Genomic DNA, 21,781 nt, shown 5'->3' with positions numbered 1-21,781 from the left:
GCCGGGAAAAGCCCGTGCGCCCCCGACGGCACCCGCTCGCGAGGGGATTGTCAGACCCGTCACCTACTGTGATCGACATGGAAAGCAGGAGGTCTGGGAGGGGTCCTGTCATGGGCTGGGTCGAGACGGCGGGTGGGTACGCGGTCAGTCTGGACGGCACTCGGGTGCTGTGCAGGAATGCCGCGGGGCGCACGCTGAAGCAGGTCCCCGCGAAGCTGCGCGACGACGTCGAGGTGGTACGGCTGCGGCAGCTCGCCGAGTGGCTGGAGCGCCACGAGCGGGAGTGCCGGGCGCAGGTGGACACCTGGCTGGTCCGCTCCCTGCCCGTCCCCGCGCGGCTGCTCACGCAGGTCTGGCCGGATGCGGCCTGGCAAGGGGCGCTGCGTGACCTCGTGGTGGCACCGGCGGGGGCCGACGGAAGCCCGGACGTGGAGCGCGCCGGGTTCCTCCGGGACGCCGATCCGGAGCGGGGCCTCGGCATCGTCGACCTGGACGGCGACTCGGTGCGGCTGGACGCGGAGCAGGTGCTGATACCGCACCCCGTGCTCCTGGACGACCTCGAGGAATTGCGGGAGTTCGCGGTGGAGCTGGGCGTCGAGCAGGGTCTCGACCAGCTGTTCCGGGAGGTCTGGCCGCGTCCGGAGTCGGTCGACGCGGCGGCGCTGGAGTGGGGGGCGTACGCCGACGCCAAGTTCGAGGAGCTGCGGCACGCCACCGCGAGAGCGGTGACGTACGGATACCGCGTGCGCGGGGGTTACGCGGTGTGCGCGCTGATGGAGGACGGCCGCGCGCTGGAGGCGGCGTACTGGCTGGGTGACGACTATCCGGAGAGCGAGGCGTACACGGGCGGCCTGGAGTGGCGGGCCGTCGGCGGGCGGCGGGTGCCGCTCGGCGAAGTGGGGCCCGTGGCCTGGTCGGAGGGCGTCCGGATGGCCGCGCTCGTGCATGCGGGGCGCGTGGTGAAGAACGAGTACGACGAGTCCGAAGAGGGCGGGGCGGGGGAGCTGTGAGCAGGGCTGCGAGTGGGGACCAGAGGTTGCTGGAGGCGGGGGCGGTGCTGCCGTCGGGCGGCTCGGCCGGGGACACGCTGACCGCGCGGGCGTACGAACACCCGGTGCTTGCGGGGCGCACGGTGGTGCGGCTGGTGCCCGAGGCGATCGGTCCCGCGGAGGATCTCGCCCTGGAGTATCTGGGGTTCGGCGCGGCGACGGCCACGGAGGTCGGACGGGTGCGGCGCCAGTCGCTCGGCTTCCCCGCGTGGGCGCTGGTCAACGATCCGGCCAATGGCCGGCACGCGCTCGCCGTGGTCAAGGAGATGGAGCGGCTGGCGCGGCTTGTCACCAACAAGCCCGGGCTGGCGAAGGAGGGCTTCGACGAGATCGGGGAGCGCCTGGACCGTTCCGTGCCGCACTTCCTGCCGACGTACTACGAACAGGTCGCGCGGCTCTTCCTCGCGGCCGAGTCGCACCAGCACGCCTCGGTGTTCTTCGGCAAGGCGCGGGCGGCCGAGCAGCGGCACGCGCTGGAGATCGACGAGGAGCGGCTGCGGGAGGTGTTCCTGGAGTTCGCGGGCGCGGGCGCGCTCAGCGGCAAGGTGCTGCGCGAGCACGCCAAGGGGCTCGTGGCGCGGCTGACCGGTGGGGAGGCGTACGAGCAGTTCAGGACGTTGTCCTTGCAGCGGTGCGCGGCGGGCATCGCCCCGTACGCGGGCATGCTGGAGGATCTGCGGCGGCTGGCGAAGGGCGCGGGGCTCGCGGCCCGCGCGGAGGAGTGCTCACTGCTCGCGGAGATCATCCAGTCGGGGGCGATGACGCGCGCGGCGGGCAGTTTCTGGAAGTCCGCGCTGCCCGCGCTCGCCGAGCTGGCGCAGGGCGATCCGGCGGTGCGGCAGCGGCTGTTGACGCTCATGCCGACCGCCGGGGGCGACTCGACGGAGGCCTTCGACGAGGCGTGGCTGGCGCTCCTGAACCGGTGCGGGGCGTTCGGGATGCTCATGGAGGGGGCGTCGGGCGCCGCCGAGTGGCTGGGCGCGTGGGCGCGGCACCGGCAGCGCGGCTGGCGGGAGTCGAAGCGGCTCGCCGCCGAACTGGCCCTGGTGGAGCGGCTGGCACCCCGTCTCGTCGCGGACGGTACGCCCGTGCGGATCGTCGTCGACCGCGGCTGGCGGTGCGAGACGGACCTGGATCTCCTCGACGCGGCGCTCGCGGCCGGGGTGCCGGTCGCGGACCCGCCGGCGGAAGCCGGCGGTCTGGAGCTGCGGTACTGGCTGGAGGACGCCAGCGCGGGCCGCAGGGATCTGGCGGCGCTCACCTCGGACGCGCGGTTCGCACCGCTGCTGCGGGATGCGGTGGAGAGCTTGTCGACAGCGGACGGCCCCGGCGCGGTGCCCTCGGCGCGGCTGGAGCGGGTCGCGGAGTATCCGGCGCTGCGCGGTGTCCTCGCGGACTGGCTCGTCCACCGGGCCGACGACCTCGACCGGCCCATCGGACTGCCGGGCCTGGACGCGTTGTTGCGGAACGTCACGCGGTTCGCCAAGCCCGCCGTCCTGGCCACCGCGCCCGACGCCGTCGAGCGGATCGTCTCCTTCGACCCGGCGCCGGTGCTGGCCTGGACGCTGCGGGCGGGCGTCTTCGACGAGCTGGGCTGGCCCGCGCTCGAAGAGGCGCTCGGCACGTTCGGCGACGCCGGCAAGGCGGCGGCAGCACAGACGCGGTGGCCGCACGTCCACAACCAGTGGTACAAGTCGGCGGACGCCTGGCCCGCGCTCATCGTCCGGGTCGGCACGCAGGTCGCGCTCGCCGGGCCCGAAGGCGTCCTGGACCGGCGCACGTTGAGCCTGCCCGGTGGCAAGCCGCCGGGCCACGGGGAGCCGACGGTGCGGTTCGTCGACGGGCAGTGGCTGATCGCTTCGGGGTACGGCAACGACCGGCGGGCTGCGTGGTCCGGCAGCCCCGCCGACGTGTTCAGACCGACCGGTCTCCAGGACGGCTGGTACGGCACGGGCACGGTCTCGGTGCCGCTGCCCGACGGCAGCCGGTGGTACGGCGCGCGGCCCGTGCGCGCCGGCGACACCGCCTTCCCGGAGCGGCGCCGCGAGATCGCCTCGGACGGCGTCTCCTCCTGGGTGCTGCACGAAGGGCGCTGGTACGAGTACGACCCCGCGTCCGCGCGCCGCGGCCGGGCCTCGGTGCCCGCGTTCTTCGACTCGGCGCTCGACGGGGCGGGCGCGGGCGTGCGCCTGGAAGAAGGGTCCTGCCGCCTCCTGCCGGTCCAGACGGGCCTCGAAGGCTCGCCGTTCGGCAGCAAGGACGGACTGCTGGGCTGGTGGGTGACGTACGACGAGAAGTCCGGGACCCGCACGGCCTGTTCCGTCGACGGCACGCGCGGGCCCGCGACGGCCGACGGCCGGCCCGCGGCACCGCTGCGGCTGCCCGCCGGGGCCGTGCTCCACCCCGTCCAGCTCGGCCACGACCATTCGGTGACAGAGCTGCGGGACTCGGACGGCGTGGACGTCGCCCGCGTGCAGGTCGGCGACCGGGGCAGCGCCTATGCGGCGGGCACCCGTCTCGTGCCGCCCCTCTGGTACTGGCACGCGTTGCGGCCGCGTGACGAGCGGGGCTCCGCGGCGCTGCGCGCGGTGACCGACGCGGACGCGGCGGCGCTCCTGGCCGCCGTCCTGGGCGGCGAGAGCTCCGGCGCGGCCGTGGCACGGCTGCTGCCCGCCGTCACCGACGAGGCGCTCGCCCAGGGCGTGGCCGGAGTCGTCGAGGAGACCGCGCGCTGCGCCAAACGGATCGCCGTGCTCGCCGAGCGGGCGGACCGGCGGGCGGACGCGCCGCAGGACGCCGCGCCCACCGTCCGGCACGCGTACGACTCCGTGCTGCGCGAAGCCATGCAGGGTCTGACCGGACCGCAGCACTACTACGGCTCGTACCGCTACTACGGCGGCCGGGCCGAGCAGTCCACCACCGCGATCGATCAACTCGCCGCTCTTGCGCGGGCGTTGCGCCCGGACACCGTGGCGGGGAAGGAGACCCTGGGTGGCACCGGTGTGGCCTGGCTGACGCTCGCCGGACCCGGCATGGCGGCGATCGCGCTGCGGGCCGCCGCGCCGGCCACGGACGACGCGCACCGCGCGGCGCTGCTCGAATTCCTCGACGCCGTCCTCGCCGTGCGGGCCGACGACGACGCCGTGCTCGTCGATCCGCGCGGGCGGCTGCGTGTGGTGGAGCTGAAGACGTCGCACAAGGCACGGCCCGAGCGTGTGGGCGACGTCCTGGTCTCCGGAGCACGGCGCATGCTCATCGTGTCGTGCCGGCGGGTGGAGGGGGACGACGCGTACTGGACCGGCGTCGAGTACGACCCGGCCGGCGCCTTCGGCGCATGGGACGGCTTCGCCCTCACCTCCTTCCAGGTGCACGGGACCGCGGACGACCCGCGCCGTGCGCCGTCGCTGCGGCGGCTCGTCGCGGTGCTGCGGGAGCGGGGGCCGCTGCCCTACCGTCCGGAGCAGGCGGTGGAGCTCGCCGAGCGCATCGGGGTCGGGCCGGTGAGCGGGGCGCTGCTGCTGCTCGGCCTGCCGGGGCTGCAGGGGTACGGCAGGGAGGGCCTGCTCCCCGCCGAGTACCTGAAGCCGCTCGGCGCGAAGAGCGCGGAGGCCAGAGCGGCGCGGGGCGCGCTGCACGATCTGCCCCTCTCGCTGCGGCAGGCGTTCACGGCCGCCCTGTTGCCCGTCGGCCCGGAGCGCGTCGAGGAACTGTGGGTGAGCGGTTTCACGCCGGACGACGCCGTCGAGATGTGGCTCGCGGCCCGCGGCAGACACCGCGTCGCACCGCCCGAGCTGATCGCCCAGGTCGTCGCCGAGGTCGGCCCCGGCCCCATCCTCGACCACGTCCTCAACCCCCGTTCACGCCGCGAACTCATGGGGCGTACGGAACAGAAGGTCGACGACGGACTGCGGCCGGAGGACCCGGAAGCCCTGCTCACCGGCCATGCCCTCGTCCCGTACGTGGACATGCTGCGCTGGCTGGCGTACCGCCTGCCGTACGGCGATCCGCTGCGCCCGGTGCTGCCCGAGACGCTGCGGATCCTGCGCGAGCGGCTCGCCGACCCCGGCCTGCTGCTCGATCTGCGGGTGAGCTGGGGCACGGACGGCAAGGCGACGGGCGGCAGCGTCCGCGAGACGTTCGGGCTGCCGCCACGCGGCGGAGAGAACGACCAGGGCTTGGTGGACGCGGGCCCCGCGATCGTCCTCGCGCCGATGCAGCACCGCTCCGAATGGGACGCGGTGTGGGTGCGGCCTTCGGCACTGTTGCCCGGCGCGGTGGAGGACGGCGGCCCGGACCACCCGGCGCTGACGCTCCTCACCGGCCTCGCCGGGAACAGCGCCGCGCTGCGGGCCCTGCGGACGCTGCTCAGTGACGAGTTCACGGCGCTGCTCACCGCCGACGGGCCCGCGGGGGCGGCGCAGAATCCGCTGATCGGCGCGCCGGGCGCGGTCGCGGATGCGGTGGCGCGGTTCGGGCTCTCCGAGGACGCGGCCGTGGTGTATCTGATGCTGCTCGCCCTGCCGGATCCGACGGACCGCCGCCAAGCGGCGTGGACGGGCTGGAAACCGGCCCGGCTGAAGAAGGCACGAGCCGAACTGGCCGCCACCGAGCTGGTGGTGGAGGCCAAGCGGTCCCGCGCGGGCCGCACTCTCTTCCTGCCGGGCGGCTGGCTCGACCGCAAGGCGCCGCTCCTGCCCGTGGAGAGCTGGAAGGTCCCGCTGTTCCCGGAGCCGAGCGCCCGCTTCGAAGTGCCCGAGTGCCCGGTGCCGGAGCTGTACGCGCGCGCGTGGCGGCGGGTCGTCGACGGCGAGGGGCCCGGTTACGAGGAGTTCGAGGAACGGGCCGGCCGCAAGGGCAAGGGAGGCAGGCGATGAGCCGGCAGGTGACGGAACAGGCGGTCACGGGCGGCGGGCGACAGATGGAGCTGCCCGAGGACCGGTACGCGCGGGAGCTGGCCTTCCTCGCCGCGTACGACGACGGGCCGCGCCCGCCGGGCTGGCGGCTGACGCCACGCGCGGTGGTGCTCTTCGTCTGCGGTTCGGACGGTGAGGAGCTGCGTGACGCGGCGGGGCGGCGGCTCGCCGTGACACGGAAGTTCGTGGGCGACAGACAGCTCGTGGAGCGCTGTGTGGTGACACTCGCGGGCGAGCGCGGGCTGCTGCTCGTCGGCGAGCCCGGCACCGCCAAGTCGATGCTGTCGGAGCTGCTGGCCGCCGCCGTGTGCGGCACCAGCGCGCTCACCGTGCAGGGCACCGCGGGCACCACGGAGGACCAGCTGCGGTACGGCTGGAACTACGCGATGCTTCTCGCCAAGGGCCCCAGCCGAGAGGCCCTCGTGCCCTCGCCGGTGCTCACCGCGATGGCGCGGGGCGCGGTGGCCAGGGTCGAGGAGGTCACCCGCTGCCTGCCCGAGGTACAGGACTCCCTGGTGTCGCTGCTCTCCGAACGGCGCATCTCCGTACCGGAGCTGGCGGGGCAGGACGGGGACGACGGCACGGTCCACGCGGTGCCCGGTTTCACCCTCATCGCCACGGCCAACCTCCGGGACCGCGGCGTCTCCGAGATGTCCGCCGCCCTCAAGCGGCGCTTCAACTTCGAGACGGTCGGCCCGATCGGCGACCTGGCGGCGGAGACCGACCTGGTGCGGCGCCAGGCGACAGCGGCGCTTGCCCGCTCCGGGGCCGATTTCTCGGTGGACGACACGGTTCTGGAAGCACTGGTCACCGCCTTCCGTGACCTGCGCTCCGGGCGCAGCGCCGAGGGCTGGGAGGTCGAGCGGCCCTCGACGGTCATGTCGACGGCGGAGGCGGTGCAGGTCGCCACGTCCATGGGGATCGGCGCCGCGTACCTCGGCGACGGCCGGGACGTCGTCCGTACGCTGCCGGGCCACCTGCTGGGCACGGTGCGCAAGGACGACCCGGCCGACCACGCGCGGCTGCTCGGCTACTGGGACGGTCCGGTGCGGCGGCGCGCGGAGAGCGGGGCGGGGCTGTGGCGGACGTTGTGGGAGCTGCGTGATGACCTCGGGTGAGGGTGGGGGTGAGGACGGGGGCCAGGGTGCGGCGTTGGTACCGGAGCCGGAGCCAAAGCAGGAGCCAAAGCAGGGGCCGAAGCCGGAGCAGGTGCTCGGTGAGCTGGCCGGGTGCCGGGATCCGTTTCTGATCGGGGTGCGGCACCATTCCCCCGCGCTCGCCGCCGCGATGCCCGAGCTGCTCGCGGCGGCCGCTCCCGAAGTGCTGCTCGTGGAGCTGCCCGTGGAGTTCGAGCCGTGGCTGGAGCACCTCGGTGACCCGGCGACCGTGCCGCCCGTGGCGCTCGCGGGCAGTACCGGGGCGGGCGAGCTCGTCTTCCTGCCGTTCGCGGAGTTCTCACCGGAGCTGGCGGCGATCCGCTGGGCGCGGGAGGCGAAGGTTCCGGTGGTGCCGTTCGACCTGCCTCTGGCGGAGCGGGATACGGTGCGCGATCCCGTGCGGGGCGGCACTTCGGCTGATGTGACCGATGGCGGCGAGGGCGGGGCCTCCTCCCGGGAGCCGGGCCACCTGGTCGCCGCGCTCCGCTCCCGTGCCGGGCTGCGCCCGCGGGACGACCTGTGGGACCGCCTTGTCGAGTCGGCGGCGCCGGGCGGCACGGCGGAGGCGCTGCGCAGGGCCGCGCTGCTGGTCGGCTGGGCCCTGCGTGCGGACGGCGGCGAGGTGTCCGCGTACGACCTGGCCCGCGAGTCGTACATGCGGCGCCGCCTCGCGGAACATACGGGGCGGCGGGCGGTGGCGGTGGTCGGGGCGTTCCACGCGCCGGCGCTGACCGGGATGTTGACCGGGCTGCCTGGACGGTACGACGCGTCGGACGAGGCGTGCGGGGAGCGTGTGGCGGCTGATGAGACATCCGGAGGCTGCGCGGCTGGTGAGGAGGGCTCGGGAAACCGCGTGACCACGTCGCTCGTGCCGTACTCCTATCCGCTGCTGGACGAGCGTTCCGGGTATCCGGCCGGGATCCGCGATCCCGAGTGGCAGCGCGGTGTGTTCCGGGCGGGCGGTGAGGCCGGCGGGCTCGACGAGCTGCTGACCGTCGCCGCCGTACGGATCTGCGCCGCGGTCCGCGCGGCGGGGCACCCCAGTGGACCGGCGGACGCGCGGGAAGTGGTCCGGTTCGCCCGCGACCTGGCGGCCCTGCGCGGGTTGCCCGCGGCGGGCCGCGGCGAGCTGGTCGAGTCAGTGCAGACGGTGCTGACGCAGGGCCAACTCCTGGGACGCGGGCGGGTGGTGGCCGCGGCCATGGAGCAGGTGCTCGTCGGGGACCGGCGCGGGCGGCTCGCCCCGGGGACGCCCCGGTCGGGGCTCGGGCCCGCCGTGGAGGCGGCCCTCGCCGAGCTGTCGCTGCCGAGACCCGAGGCGCCCGCGCGGCGCGAACTGCGCCTGGACCCGCACCGTTCGGAGCCGGACCGGCGGCGGGAGGTCCTCCTGCGCCGCCTGAAGGTGTGCCGTGTGCCGTACGGGGAGGAGGGCGAGGTGGCTCGGGTCGGCGAGACCACCGCGCTGACCACGCGCTGGACGGTGGAGTGGACTCCGTCGACCGCCGCGATGCTGGACATCTCGGGCGTGCACGGCGTGACCCTGGAGCAGGCGACGGCCGGCATCCTGCGGCAGCGCCACGCGACCGATGTGCGGCACGGCGGGCCGACGGCGGCACAGGTGCTCGCCGGGCTGGCGGACGCCGCGTCCTGCGCGCTGCCTGAGACGGCGGCCGAACGGCTCGACGAGGCGGCCTGGTTGCTGCCCGCGTCCGGCACCTTGCCGGACATCGTCGAGGGGCTCGACCTGTTGGGCCGTATCGAGGCGGGCCACCTGCCGGGGCTTCCCGCGGGGTGGCGGGCCGCCGAGGTCGCCGCCGTGCGTGAGCAGCTCGGGGCGGCCGGGGTGCGGGCGCTCGACGGGCTCGCCGGGTCGACCGAAGCGGCCGACGCCCGCGCCCTGGTGGACCTCGCCGTTCGTGCGGCCGAGGGCGGCGGTGGGCTGCGGCTCGCGGACGCGCTGGCCCGCCTCGACGCGGAGGGCACGCCTCTCGTCCGGGGTGCGGCGGGCGCGGCGCGGGTGCTGCTCGGGCAGCGTGACGTCGAGGAGTTCGGCGTCCGGCTCGCCTCCCGCGTGGACAGCGCGGTGACGCCCGAACTGCGTGCGGATCTCGGCGCGTTCCTGCGGGGCACGCTCATCGCGGCGGGCCCGCTCCTGGAGACGGGCCGAGCGATGGACCCGCTGCTCGAACGGGTCGAGTCCCTCACGGACCGCGCGTTCCTCGACCGCCTGCCCGCGCTCCGCTCGGGCTTCGACACGCTGTCCCCCGCGTCCCGCGCGCGCTTGCTCACAGCGGTGGAGGACCGCACGGGCCTCTCGGCGGACACACTGCCGCCGACAGCCCCCGACCCGACAACTCTCGCGCGGCTCGCGGAGGCGGATCTGGCGGGGCGGGAAGTGTTGGAGGGGATTGGGGTGGGGGGTGTGTTGGGGGCTTGGGGCTCGCTGGGTGCGTTGGGCGCGTTGGGCGCGTTGGGCGCGTCGGGCGCCCCAGGTGCGTCGGGCGCGTCAGGTGCAGTGGGCGCCCCGGGTGCGTCGGGCGCGTCAGGTGCAGTGAGCGCCCCGGCTGCGTCGGGCGCGTCAGGTGCATTCGGCGCCCCCAGTGCGTCGGGCGCCTCAGATGCATTTGGCGCCCCGGGTGCGTCGGGCGCCTCAGGTGCATTTGGCGCCGCGGGTGCGTTGGGCGCCTCCCGCTCGCTGAGATCCTCCGGCGCGTTGGGCGCCCCCGGCGCCCTCGGCGCCCCCGGTGCCCTCGGCGCACACGAGCGTTGGCGGCTTCTGCTGGGGAGGGCCCGGGGGCTGGGCGGGCAGGCGGGGCGGGTCGCCGCCGCGCTCGACGAGTTGTACGGCAGCGGGCGCGGGGAAGGCTCGCGCGGGGAGGACGGCGCCGGGCGCGGGGCCGGGGGCGGCAGCGACGCCTCGTACCCCGATGTGCGCAGCTGGTCGGAGGAGCTGGCCGCGCTGTTCGGACCCGGCGTACGAGAAGAGGTACTTGCCGCGGCGGCGAGCACCGGCCGTATCGACGCCGCGATGGAGCTCGACCCCACCACGGCACGCCCTTCGGTGGAGCTGCTGCGCACGGTCCTGTCGTACGCGGGCGGCATGCCGGAGAGCCAACTCGCCGTGCTGCGCCCGTTGGTGGGCCGCCTGGTGAAGGAGCTGACCGAGGCGCTGGCCCAGCGTCTCCGCCCGGCAGTCACCGGTTTCGCACACCCCCGGCCCACCTCCCGCCCCGGCGGACCGCTGGACCTCGCCCGCACACTGCGGGCCAACCTGGCGACCGCGCGCCGCGATCCCGTCACGGGCGCGGTGACGGTACTGCCCGAACGCCCCGTGTTCCGTACGCGTTCGCGCAAGGCGGCGGACTGGCGGCTCGTCCTGGTGGTGGATGTGTCCGGTTCGATGGAGGCGTCGACGATCTGGTCGGCACTCACCGCGTCCGTGCTCGCAGGCGTCCCCGCACTCAGCACACACTTCGTGGCCTTCTCCACCGAAGTGCTCGACCTCACCGGTCAAGTGGACGATCCACTCGGGCTGCTCCTGGAGGTGAGGGTCGGCGGCGGCACCAACATCGCGCGCGGCCTGCGGCACGCCCGCACCCTCGTGACCGTGCCGTCGCGCACTCTCGTCGTGCTGGTCAGCGACTTCGAGGAGGGCGGCCCCACCGGTCCGCTGCTCTCCGAGGTGCGTGCCCTGGTCGACGCGGGCTGTCACGTGCTGGGCTGCGCCTCGCTCGACGACGCGGGCCTGCCACGCTACTCGGCGGGTGTAGCGGGGCAGTTGGTGGCCGCGGGCATGCCGGTCGCGGCGCTCAGCCCGCTGGAGCTGGCCCGCTGGGTCGGCGAACGTATGGGAGGGGTTACCCGATGACTACGCCACCCGCGCCGACCCCACCGCCCACGCTTCCCCCGGTGGCCGCCGAGCTCGCCGCCGCCGCGCTCGACCCACTGCCCGCACGGCTGCGCAAACGCGTCGACGCGGCGGCGGCCAAGGCCTCGGCCTGGCCGGTCGACGTCACGGAGAACGGTGACGGTGTCGTGGTCCGTGCCGTCGTCCGTGTCGACGACGACACGGCGGTGACCCTGGTCGCTCCGCAGGGCATCGTCGCCACCGCGGACGACGCGACGTGCACGTGTCTGCTCGCGCCGGCGTGCCTGCACAGGGCGGCGGTACTGCTGCGGGCGCCGCTGGCGGAGGAGGAGACGGCGGGGAACGGGACGGCGGAGGACGGGACGGCGGAAGAGGCGACCGGGGCAGAGGGGGCGCGAGACATGGAGGTCACCACTCCCCCAGTCCCCCCACCCCTCACCTCGCCCCTCAACCCACCCCTCACACCACCCCTCACCCCACCCCAATCCGCCGCCGCCCAAGCCCTCTGGGCCGCTGCCACGGACGTGCTCGTCGCCGGGGTCGGTGCTGTCGGCGTGGCCGGAGCCGGGGCCGTGCGGCGGGCGCAGCTGCTGCACGCGGCGCACTCCGCGCGGCTGGCGGGGCTGCACCGTCCTTCGGCCGCGGCGGCACGCGTGGCGCGGCGACTGGGTGAGGCCGCTTCGGGTGATCCGGGGTTCCGGCTGGCCGACCTGTCGGGTGAAGTGACCGAACTGCTCTACGTACTGCGAAGGTTGCAGGCAGCGGGGGCCGCGGACCCCGCCCTCGTCGGCACGGCGCGCCACGCCTACCGGCCGGAGCGCCCGCTGCGCCTGCACGGCCTGTTCACCGAGCCGGTGGTCACCGCGTCCGGTTACGCGGGGGCGGTCACCTACGCACTCACCCCGGACGGGCACCTGCGCACCGTGTCCGACGTCGCGCCCGGCGGCCCGGACCGCGTCCGGCGGGCGACGGGGTCGTCCGTCCCCGGCGGCTGCGCGCTGTCGTTGCGGGAGCTGGGCGACGGCGGCGGGGTGACCCTGACGGCTCCGACCGTGTCGCCGGACGGCCGGATCGGCACGGGGAGCACAGTGCGTTCGGTACGGGCGGCGGGCGCCGCCTGGACGCAGGCACCTCTCGACGCCCTGTGGCACCGGGCACCGCACCAGCAACTCGCCGACGCAATCGCCTGGCTGGGCACACCGGCCGATGAGCGGACGTCCGCCGGCGGTGACCTCGTCTTCCTCCGTGGGACCGTCACCGCGAGCGGACTCGCCGTCGCCGACGGGCCGACGTTGCGCCTGCTCGCGCCGGACGAGCGTCCGGAGTTGCCGTACGCGGAGAATCTGCGCCTCCTCGCGACCCGTACCGGTCTGCCCCTGCGTGTCGTCGCCCGCGTCGCGCCGGACCGTCCCGGCGGCGTCCTCGCGCTGGCCACCGCATGGACCGGCCACGACGGCCGGGCACTCCGTGTCGACCTCGGCCTGCGCCACCTCGACCGCACGCACCTACCGCCACACACCTCACACACCCCACCGCCGTCGCCCAGCCCGCTCAGCCCGCTCAGCGACACCGCGCCCCCGACGCTCCCCGCAGAACTCGGGCTGCTTCACCGCGCCGTGGACCGTGCGCTGGCGGGCGGCCGCCCCGTCGCCGCCGCGGACACCGACGGTGAACTCCCGCGCCGACTGCGAGCGGTGGGCCTCACCACGGGAGCCCTGTGCGCCCGGCGCCTCACCGACGCGGCCGCCGACCGCAGTCACGACGCGCTCGGCCGGCTGCGCCCCGCCGACCCCGGCACGTACGCCGAGGCGTGGCTGGCGGCATCCCTCTACACGAAGGCGGCCACCGCGTCCCTGCTCACCGCGGCGTGGGCGCCCCCGGCAGCCTCATAGCGACCGGAGGTCCCGTCCGACATCGCGCATCACGAGACCCGAAAGGACCACGACCCCCACATCCCTCGTCCGCGCGTGAGGGCCGGCGTGCAGGCCCCGGACTTCGCCGAGCCCTCTCGTCGCCAACCTCCCCACCGCCTCGGCGACAGCGGTCTCGTCCGCACGCAGCAGCGCCTCGATCAGCGCGACCGTGTCCGCGCGGTCGGTGCCCGCCGGAGCGAGCGCGTCGAGGTCCGAGCGGCGGACCGAAGCCGTGACGTCGGGGCCCTCCCCGCACCGGTGCGCCGCGGCCAGCGCGGCCAGCACGAAGCGCTCCGCGTCGGACGCCTCGTCCCAGCGGGCGAGGAGGCGCGGCACCGCGTCGCGCACCGCGTGCCGGACGGCGTGCTGTGCCTCGGTCTCCGTCGAGGCGCGGCCCAGCGCGGCGTTGCGGTCGGCCAGCGCCACGTCGTCCGAGACGCCCGCGGTGGAGTGCCGCAGCAGGTCGACGAGGAGCAGGACTCTGGCGGTCACCGGCACCGCGGGCTCCGTGGCGACCGCCACCAGGAAGGGCACCGCCTCCGCGGTGCCGGGCAACGCCGTTCCCTGGTGGGCCACCGCGTCGTCGAGATCGGCGAGGAAGTCGGCAGCGGACTCGTACGGTTCCCCGAAGGCGAAGTCCTCGTCGAGCAGCCAGGCCACCGCCTCGGGGGCGTTCTCCGCACTCCCGTACACGCGTTCCGCCACCTCGACCACCGCCGCGACGAGTACCGCCGGATCACCCGGCTCCGGCCAGACCCACGGCGGCGCACCCGACACCGGCACCGACGCCGACGCCGACGCCGGCCCATCCGTTGCGTGCAGCGCGCCCGCACCCTCGTGCAGCAGCCCCGTCCGGTCGAACTCCTTCTCCAGCGTCGACTCGTGCCCCTCCGCGCACCCGTCGCTGAATCCGCCTCGCGACCGTGCGACCTCAGCGACGTATCTCGCCTGCTCGTTCAAGTACGGCCGCACAGCGGGCAACCGCTCCGCAAAGCCTCCGCCCCTTTCGACAGCGGCCACGTACACCGCAAGAGAGAAGACCTGCCACCAGCCCGCCAACCCCTCCCCGGCCTTCGGCGAGAACTCCCCGTACCAGGCGGCGAGTTCGAAGGGCGAGGAGCGGTGCGGGCGCACGGCGACGAGTCGGTGCCCGTGCCGGGCGAGCTCCGACGCCGCGTCCCTGGCCGCCTCTTCGGTCGGCACCGTCAGGGTGTACTGGACACCCCAGCCGGATCCGCTCACCTCATCCACTCCTCAACCACTCTCATCCACTCCGCATCCACTCCGCCTCGTACTTCGCGTACGTCCCGTCATGCGTCGCGAGGTGCACGAACTGGTCGACGTACGCCTTGAACTCGTCGTCGCCGCGCGGCATCGCGTACGCCTTCTCGGAGAAGGTGAAGGGCTTGTCGGGGTGGAGGGCGCACAGTTCGGGGTGGATCTTCGACTGGTAGAGCGTCTCGCTCGCGTCCGTCATCATCACGTCCGCCCGGCCGTCGATGATCTCCTGGAAGATCGTGGTGTTCTCCGGGTGCAGCTTGATCGTGGCCTGTTTGATGTTCGCCCGGGTGAACTGCTCGTTCGTGCCGCCCGGGTTCACCACGACGGTCGTGCCCGGCTTGTCGATATCCGACAGGGCGCCCGCCCCGAACCTGTCCTTGTCCGCGCAGCGCACGATCGGCGTCTTGCCGTCCTCACGCGTGGGCTCGCTGAAGTAGACCTGGCGGGCGCGCGGCAGGGTGATCGAGACACCGCCGACGCCGATGTCGCACCGCCGCGCCGCCACGTCCTTGGTGAGGTCGGCCCAGGTGGTGGCCACGAACTTCGGCCTGGCTTCGAGGCTCTTCGCCAGGTCGCGGGCCATTTTGATGTCGACGCCGCTGTACGTTCCGGCGGCGGGGTCCAGCTTCGTGAACGGTGCGTAGTCGCCGGTCGTGCAGACCCTCAGGACACCCTTCTTCGGCACGGCGTCCAGGAGGCTGCGCGCGTGGTGGCCCTCCGGTCGGCGGTTCGCGTCGGAAGAGCGTTGGCCCGCGTCGGGAGAGGCGGGCGCGGCGGCCGTGACGGCCAGCAAACAGACCAGCGCGGACAAGGTGACAGCACGCTTCACAGGTGACTCCTCTGCGCTACGGACGTACGTCGGCAACTAGTGGGGCGAGCCGAACCGGGGTCAGGTCAGGCGTCCCGCCGCCGTACGCGTACGCGTCCTCGTCGAACGGATACAGCGGCCGTTCCACCCGGTGGTGGCCGAGGCGCGGCAGGTCCTGGTCGACGCCGCCCGGCGTGAGGGCGAGCAGCCAGTCGGCCGCCATGTCGTACAGCTCCGGCTCCAGGTAGCCGATCTTCACGGCCACGATGTCGTACGTACGAGGGTCGATGCCGAGGCCGCCGTCCGCCGGGCCCATGAAGTCGGCGAGCGTGTGGAACGGCTTGCGGCGCTCGACGAGGATGACGGTGAGGCCGCCGCTGCGCACGGCCGCCATGTCGACGCCACGGTCGTACGCGCCGCCTTCCGCGCGGTCCTTCTGGTCGGTGGCGCGCTGCAACGCAACGACGGTGCCGGTGAGTTCGTACGGTCCGCCGTGGTTCGCGTCGACCTTGCCGCCGACGCTCAGCGTGACCTCCGCGCCGACGCCCGCGTCGAAGCAGTGGGCGACGGCGACCGGGTCGGTGATGCCGGGGTGGACGGCGGTGACCCGGCCGTCGCGGACCGCGTCGTTCTCCAGCAGCTTGCCCAGCATGTACGCGAGGTCGCCCGCGCCGCCCGCCGTCGGGTTGTCGCCCGAGTCGCTGATCAGGAAGGGCCGCGCGGACGAGCTCACCGCCCGCTCGATGCACTCCTCGGCGGTGCCCGTCGGGCCGACGAAGACGAAGTCGCGGCGCACGTCCCAGTAACGGCGGGCCAGTTTCTCGGCCTCGGCGGCGGCGAGTTCGGCGTCGTCGCCGGTGACGACGGCGGCGGCCCGGCAGCGCGGTTCGTCGGCCCAGGCGTACCCGACCCACAGCGCGGCGTCGAGGATGCCGGGCAGCCGCTCGATCTCGGCGAGGGAGGCGTAGAGGGACTTGGCGGGCTCCAGGCGGGTGCTGGTCTTCTCGCCGGGCAGGAGGACGGGGATCTGCACCCATGCCCGGTGGGGACGCACGCCCTCCCGCAGGCACCGCACGAGGTTGCGGGCGGCGCGTTCGCGGGTCTCCCAGGCGTCCTCGTGCGGGGCGAGGCGGTGGGCGGTGAGCAGGTCGACGGGCTCGGCGAAGCGGCGCGAGACGTTGCCGTGCAGGTCCATGGCGGCGGAGATCATCGGGCGGCCCGCGCCGCCCGGGGTGCCGGCGGAGTCGAGGGCGGCCCGTACCGCCTCCGTCAGGTCGGCCTCGGCGTCGGTGAGGCCGATGACGCTCATCGCGCCGTGGATGTCGTACACGAGGCCGTCGAGCGGGCCCGCCGCCCGTATGCGCGTGACCAGTTCGTCCTTCAGCGTCAGGTACGACTCCGCCTCCACCGGGCCGCCGGGCAGCGCGGTGGCGTGCAGCAGGGGCACCCATTCGACGGCGTCGGCGAGGTCGGAGTCAGGACCGGTCCATGTGTAGCGGTCGAGAAGTTCCTGGCCCCGCGTCCGGCGGAAGTCGTCGGTGGTGGAGCGGTGCGGGCAGAACGTGGACGACTCGATGCCGATGCCGCCGATGCCGATGCGCAGGCGGCGGTGGTTGGCGGTGGGGGTCATGCGGGTGCGCTCTCTTCCTGGAACGGGGGTGCGGGGGCGGGGACGGGGGCGGTCGGGGAGGTCGGGAGGTACTGGCGCAGCGCGGTGAGGCCGGCGCCGAGGAGCCCCGCGTCGACGCCCGTCACGGTCGTGGTGATCTCCAGGTCGGCCGTGGCGAGGGGCAGGCAGCGTTCGTAGAGCACCCCGCGCACGGCGGCGACCAGGGGTTCGGCCGTGGCGAGGACGCCGCCGAGGGCGACGGCCTGTGGGTTGAAGAAGTTGACGACGACGGACAGGACCGTGCCGATGTGCCGTCCCGCGGTGCGCACGAGGGTGGTGGCCTGCGGGTCGCCGTCCGCGACGAGCCGCAGCAGACCGGCGGTGTCGGCCACCTCGACGCCCTGTCCGGCGAGTTCGCGGATCAGGGCGGCGCCGCTGGCGACGGTCTCCAGGCAGCCGATGTTGCCGCAGCTGCACGGGCGGTCGCCCGCGGCGTCGACGCGGACGTGGCTGATGTCGCCCGCGCTGCCGTTGGCGCCGTCGTGCGGGCGGCCGGCGGAGATGACGCCGCTGCCGATGCCGCGGCCCGCTTTGACGACGACGAGGTGGTCGAGGTCCGGGCGCGCGACGCGGTGCTCGCCGACGGCCATCATGGTGGCGTCGTTGTCGACGGTGACGGGGATGCCGAGCCGCTCGGTGAGGACGTCGCGCAGCGGGTAGCGGTGCCAGCCGGGCATCCGGGAGGGGCTGAGGACGCGGCCGGTGGCGGGCTGCACGGGGCCGGGGAAGGCGACTCCGAACGCGCGTACCGTGCGGCCCTCGTCCCGTTGCCGGGCGATCAGCTCCTCGACCTGGCCGCAGAGCCAGTCGACGGCGGACTCGGGGCCCGCGGTGATGTCGTGCGGCAGGTCGACGGCGTCGGTGACGGTGCCGCCCATGCCGACCGCGCCGAGCCGCGCGTGATGGCTGCCGAGGTCGGCGGCGAGCGCGACGCCTCCGTGCGCGGCGACCCGCAGCAGCCGGGGCCTGCGGCCGCCGCGCGAGGCGCCCTCGCCCGACTCGCTGAGCAGTCCGGCGTCGACGAGCTCCTGCACGCGCAGGGAGACCGTCGAGGGGGCGAGGCCCAGCTCGCGCACGAGATCGGCCCGGGACGTGGCCGCCCCCGAGGAGACCAGGTGCACGATGTGCTGTGCCGATCCCGGCTCGCCGAGTGGTGTTCCGGTCATGACGCCCCCAGTTACTTGCTTCAGCCCGCTCGACTTACTTCGAGTTGTTCGGCTTGTTCATTCGACAAGTAGGCGAACACTAGAAGCTGACGAACCAAGTTGGCTACCCTCGCCACCTTTTCCACTTCTTGCCGAATGAACCTATTGACTTGTTTTTCGCGCCCGGCCTAGCGTTCGGGCGCCGCCCCGTCGTTCTCCGGCACGGGCCGGCCCCGTCCCCTTGGAGGCCCATCGCCATGCGCTCATTCAGGTCCGCGGCGGCCGCGCTGCTCGTCCTCGCGGCGGCCCTCACCGGCTGCACCCGCGAGGGCGGCCGCATCGACATGGGTCCCACCGGCGGTACGCCCGTCGAGGGCGGCACGGCGACGATGGCGCTGCCGCCCGCCGCTACACCCAACTGGATCTTCCCGATCGGCGCGCCGGGCTACGGCGGCTCCTACAACTACGGCATCCTCTCCCTGCTGTTCACGCCGGTGTACGACGCCGTGCAGGACGAGGCGAAGGGCGAGCTGACCACGCACGGTCCCGGCACGCTGGGCCTGGAGCCCGAGTACAGCGACGGCAACAAGACGGTGACCGTGCCGCTGCGCGAGGGCGTCGAGTGGTCCGACGGGAAGCCGGTCACGGCCCGCGACCTGGAGTTCTGGTTCCATCTGGTCAAGGCCAACAAGGCGGAGTGGGGCGCCTATTCGGTCGGTGCGATGCCGGACAACGTCAAGCGGTTCGAGACGCTCGACGACCACACCGTGCGGCTGCACCTGACGCGCGCGTACAACCCGGACTGGTTCACGGCCAACCAGCTCACCCTGCTGCGGGCGCTCCCCCAGCACGCCTGGGACGCGAAGACCGACGGCGGGCGGATCGGCGACTGGGACCGCACCCCGGCAGGCGCCAAGGCGGTGTTCGCGCGCCTGACGAAGCACGCCAAGAGCCTCGGCTCGTACGGCACCGACCCGCTCTGGAAGACGGTCAACGGGCCGTGGAAGCTGGCCGGTTGGCGGGACAGCGGGCAGGTCACCATCGTGCCGAACGAAAAGTTCACCGGCCCGGAGTCGGAGCGCCCGCACCTGGACAAGGTGGTCTTCAAACCGTTCACGACGGCCGACTCCGAGTACAACGTGCTGCGTTCGGGCGGCGTCGACTACGGCTACATCCCGCCGTCCGTGATGGCACAGAAGGAGAAGTTCCAGGAGAAGGGGTACCGCGTCGATCCGTGGGAGGGCTGGGCGGCGACGTACATCGTCTACAACTTCAATTCCACGCGCGGCGGACCGATGATGGGCCGGCTCTACATCCGCCAGGCCATGCAGCACCTCGTCGACCAGAAGGCGATGAGCGACGTCATCTGGCAGGGCAGCGCGACACCGACGCTCGGGCCGGTGCCGGTGACGCCGAAGAGCCAGTACCTGTCCCGGGAGATGGAGAAGAACAAGTACCCGTTCTCCGTCGCCAAGGCCCGGCGGCTGCTGGCGGCCCACGGCTGGCGGACGAAGGACGGCACGGCACGCTGCGTACGCCCCGGCACGGGGCCCGGCGAGTGCGGCAAGGGCATCGCCGGGAACACCCCGCTCGAACTGACCCTGCTCTCCCAGTCCGGCTCCACCGAGACGACGAACATGATGCAGGAGCTCAAGTCGTCGCTCTCCAAAGCCGGCATCGACCTGACCGTGCGCCAGCAGCCGCTCAACTCGGTGCTCGGCAACTCCGTTCCCTGCAAGGCGAAGGACCCCGGCTGCGACTGGGACATGTCGTTCTTCGGGACGGCCGGCAGCTGGTACTACCCGCTCAACCCCAGCGGCGAGCAGCTCTTCTCGACGGGCGCCTCCGCCAATTTCGGCAACTACAGCGACAAGAAGGCCGACCGCATCCTGCGGGGCGTGCAGTACTCCCCCGACATGAAGGCAGTGCACGAGTACGGCGAGTACCTGGCCGAGCAACTGCCCGTGATGTGGATGCCGAACCCCGCGTACCAGGTCTCGGTGATCCGCAACGACCTGCGCGGCGTCTCGCAGAACCCGACCGTCACCTTCGCTCCCCAGCACTGGTACTACGTCAAGAAGAAGGGAGCCGAGAAGTGACCGGCAGCAACGGCCTCACCGGCTTCACCGGCTTTCTGGTCAAGCGGTTCCTCCAGGCCGTCGTCGTCCTCTTCCTCGTGTCGGTCATCGTCTTCGTTCTCCTGCACCTGCTGCCGGGCGGTCCCGCCCGCGCCATCCTCGGCCCGAAGGGCACACCGCAGCAGATCGAGCACTTCAACCACCAGCAGGGGTACGACCGTCCGCTGCCCGTGCAGTACGTGATGTATCTGAAGCGGCTGCTCACGGGAGACCTCGGCGAGTCCTTCAAGCTCAACTCGCCCGTACTCGACCTGCTGAAGCAGCGGCTGCCGAAGACGCTGCTGCTCACCGTCCTGTCCACTGTTCTCGCGGTCGTCATCGCGGTCCCGCTCGGACTGCTGCAGGCCGTGCGGCGCGGCAAGGCGTCCGACTACGTGCTGACGGGCCTCGCCTTCCTCCTGTACGCGACGCCGGTGTTCTTCCTCGGCCTCATCATGATCATCCTGTTCGCGCAGGTCATGCCCATCCTCCCGGCGGAGGCCCCGCAGGGCGAGACGATCGGTGAACTCCTCGGCGACTTCACCGGGCTGATCCTCCCGGTGGTCACCATGGCCTTCGGCATCGTCGCGATGTTCAGCCGCTACATGCGCTCGGCCGTACTCGACAACCTCACCGGGGAATACGTCCGTACGGCGATGGCCAAGGGCCAGTCGAGCCGCCGGATCATGGTCAGGCACGTCCTGCGCAACGCGCTGATCCCCCTCGCGACGCTCCTCGGCCTCTATCTGCCGACGCTGTTCAGCGGCGCCCTCGTCGTGGAGTCGATGTTCAACTACCCCGGTATGGGGCTGCTGTTCTGGAACGCCGCGCAGGGCTCCGACTTCCCCGTCCTGCTCGGTGTGACGCTCGTCGTCGGTGTCGCCACCGTCATCGGCTCGCTGCTCACCGACGTTCTGTACGCCGTCCTCGACCCCCGGATACGGAGCGTGGCATGAGTACCACCGTCGCACCCGCGGCCGCACCAGGCCATGAGGACGCCGCACGGGCCACGCCCTCGCTGGCCCGCCGCACGCTCCAGGTCTTCACCGGCAACAAGCTCGCCCTGACGGGTGTGGTGGTGCTGCTCCTGCTGCTGGCGTTCAGCTATCTCGGCCCGTGGTTGTACGACACCGAGCAGATCCACACCGATCTGTCGCAGGCGAACCTCCCGCCCGGCAGCCCCGGCCACCTCCTCGGCACCACCGACCTCGGCTACGACATGATCGGCCGGCTGATGGTCGCGGGGCGGACCTCCCTGGAGATCGGCCTCGCGGCAGGCCTCCTCGCCACCCTCTTCGGCACCGTCTACGGCGCGGTCGCCGGCTACTTCGGCGGCTGGGTCGACGCCGCGATGATGCGGATCACGGACGCGGCGCTCGCCATCCCGGCGATGTTCCTGCTCGTCGTGGTCGCCGCGATCGTCACCCCGAGCAAGGGCGTCCTCATCATGATCATCGCGTCGGTGGCGTGGCTGTCGCCGGCCCGCCTGGTGCGCGGGGAGGCGCTGGCGCTGCGCGACCGCGAGTACGTGCAGGCCATGCGGATGATGGGCGGCGGCGGCACGCGCGCGGTCTTCAAGCACATCGTGCCGAACGCGATCGGCACGGTCATCGTCAACTGCACGTTCCAGATCGCCGACGCGATCCTCTACGTCAGCTATCTCGCCTTCCTGGGCCTGAGCATCCCGCCGCCCTCGGCGGACTGGGGATCGATGCTGTCGGCCGGCATCACCTACACCCAGAACGGCTACTGGTGGCTGATCTTCCCGCCGGGCATCGCGATCGTGCTGGTCGTCGCCGCGTTCAACTTCATCGGCGACGGGCTGCGGGACGCGTTCGAAGTACGGCTGCGGAAGTGAGAG

At 73.4% G+C, this 21,781-nt stretch carries 12 protein-coding genes; 8 read left to right on the top strand and 4 right to left on the bottom strand.

The window, feature by feature from the left end:
* Window positions 1–110: 110 nt before the first annotated feature.
* Genes ACI2L3_RS38060 through ACI2L3_RS38040 form a run of 5 tightly spaced genes read left to right on the top strand, consistent with a single transcriptional unit; the run spans window position 111 to window position 12,879 of the window.
* Window positions 111–1,010, top strand: a complete 900-nt coding sequence (locus ACI2L3_RS38060; RefSeq protein ID WP_404757038.1) for a DUF4132 domain-containing protein — start codon at window positions 111–113, stop codon at window positions 1,008–1,010.
* Window positions 1,007–5,923, top strand: a complete 4,917-nt coding sequence (locus ACI2L3_RS38055; protein WP_404757037.1) for a hypothetical protein — start codon at window positions 1,007–1,009, stop codon at window positions 5,921–5,923. The genes ACI2L3_RS38060 and ACI2L3_RS38055 overlap by 4 nt, the downstream gene beginning before the upstream one ends.
* The gene (locus ACI2L3_RS38050; protein WP_404757036.1) at window positions 5,920–7,080 is read left to right on the top strand and encodes an AAA family ATPase; all 1,161 of its coding nucleotides are present in this window, start codon (window positions 5,920–5,922) and stop codon (window positions 7,078–7,080) included. The genes ACI2L3_RS38055 and ACI2L3_RS38050 overlap by 4 nt, the downstream gene beginning before the upstream one ends.
* Window positions 7,067–10,987: a DUF5682 family protein gene (locus ACI2L3_RS38045; protein ID WP_404757035.1), complete on the top strand. Its 3,921-nt coding sequence runs from the start codon at window positions 7,067–7,069 to the stop codon at window positions 10,985–10,987. The genes ACI2L3_RS38050 and ACI2L3_RS38045 overlap by 14 nt, the downstream gene beginning before the upstream one ends.
* Window positions 10,984–12,879: a hypothetical protein gene (locus tag ACI2L3_RS38040; RefSeq protein ID WP_404757034.1), complete on the top strand. Its 1,896-nt coding sequence runs from the start codon at window positions 10,984–10,986 to the stop codon at window positions 12,877–12,879. The genes ACI2L3_RS38045 and ACI2L3_RS38040 overlap by 4 nt, the downstream gene beginning before the upstream one ends.
* On the opposite strand, the gene ACI2L3_RS38035 is transcribed toward ACI2L3_RS38040, so the two are convergent.
* Genes ACI2L3_RS38035 through ACI2L3_RS38020 form a run of 4 tightly spaced genes read right to left on the bottom strand, consistent with a single transcriptional unit; the run spans window position 12,874 to window position 17,824 of the window.
* Entirely contained in the window at window positions 12,874–14,142 is a 1,269-nt protein-coding gene (locus ACI2L3_RS38035; protein ID WP_404757033.1) for a hypothetical protein, read from the bottom strand. The genes ACI2L3_RS38040 and ACI2L3_RS38035 overlap by 6 nt on opposite strands.
* Window positions 14,143–14,164: 22 nt before the next feature.
* Complete coding sequence (locus ACI2L3_RS38030) at window positions 14,165–15,010, bottom strand: transporter substrate-binding domain-containing protein (protein WP_404757032.1); 846 nt, start codon at window positions 15,008–15,010, stop codon at window positions 14,165–14,167.
* Window positions 15,011–15,026: 16 nt separating this feature from the next.
* Window positions 15,027–16,619 (bottom strand): M81 family metallopeptidase, encoded by a 1,593-nt coding sequence (locus tag ACI2L3_RS38025; protein ID WP_404757031.1) that lies wholly within the window; start codon window positions 16,617–16,619, stop codon window positions 15,027–15,029.
* Window positions 16,616–17,824, bottom strand: a complete 1,209-nt coding sequence (locus ACI2L3_RS38020) for an ROK family protein (protein WP_404757030.1) — start codon at window positions 17,822–17,824, stop codon at window positions 16,616–16,618. Before ACI2L3_RS38020 ends, ACI2L3_RS38025 begins: the two co-directional genes overlap by 4 nt.
* Window positions 17,825–18,060: 236 nt before the next feature.
* On the opposite strand from ACI2L3_RS38020, the gene ACI2L3_RS38015 reads away from it, so the two are divergent.
* The 3 genes from ACI2L3_RS38015 to ACI2L3_RS38005 are packed head-to-tail and all read left to right on the top strand — an operon-like array spanning window position 18,061 to window position 21,778.
* Entirely contained in the window at window positions 18,061–19,902 is a 1,842-nt protein-coding gene (locus tag ACI2L3_RS38015) for a peptide ABC transporter substrate-binding protein (protein ID WP_404757029.1), read from the top strand.
* Window positions 19,899–20,876 (top strand): ABC transporter permease, encoded by a 978-nt coding sequence (locus ACI2L3_RS38010; protein WP_404757028.1) that lies wholly within the window; start codon window positions 19,899–19,901, stop codon window positions 20,874–20,876. Before ACI2L3_RS38015 ends, ACI2L3_RS38010 begins: the two co-directional genes overlap by 4 nt.
* The gene (locus ACI2L3_RS38005; protein WP_404757027.1) at window positions 20,873–21,778 is read left to right on the top strand and encodes an ABC transporter permease; all 906 of its coding nucleotides are present in this window, start codon (window positions 20,873–20,875) and stop codon (window positions 21,776–21,778) included. Before ACI2L3_RS38010 ends, ACI2L3_RS38005 begins: the two co-directional genes overlap by 4 nt.
* Window positions 21,779–21,781: the final 3 nt, after the last annotated feature.

The organism is Streptomyces sp. NPDC029674 (assembly GCF_044903205.1).
Lineage (GTDB): Bacteria > Actinomycetota > Actinomycetes > Streptomycetales > Streptomycetaceae > Streptomyces.
This window is presented reverse-complemented; position numbering and strand designations above follow the sequence as displayed.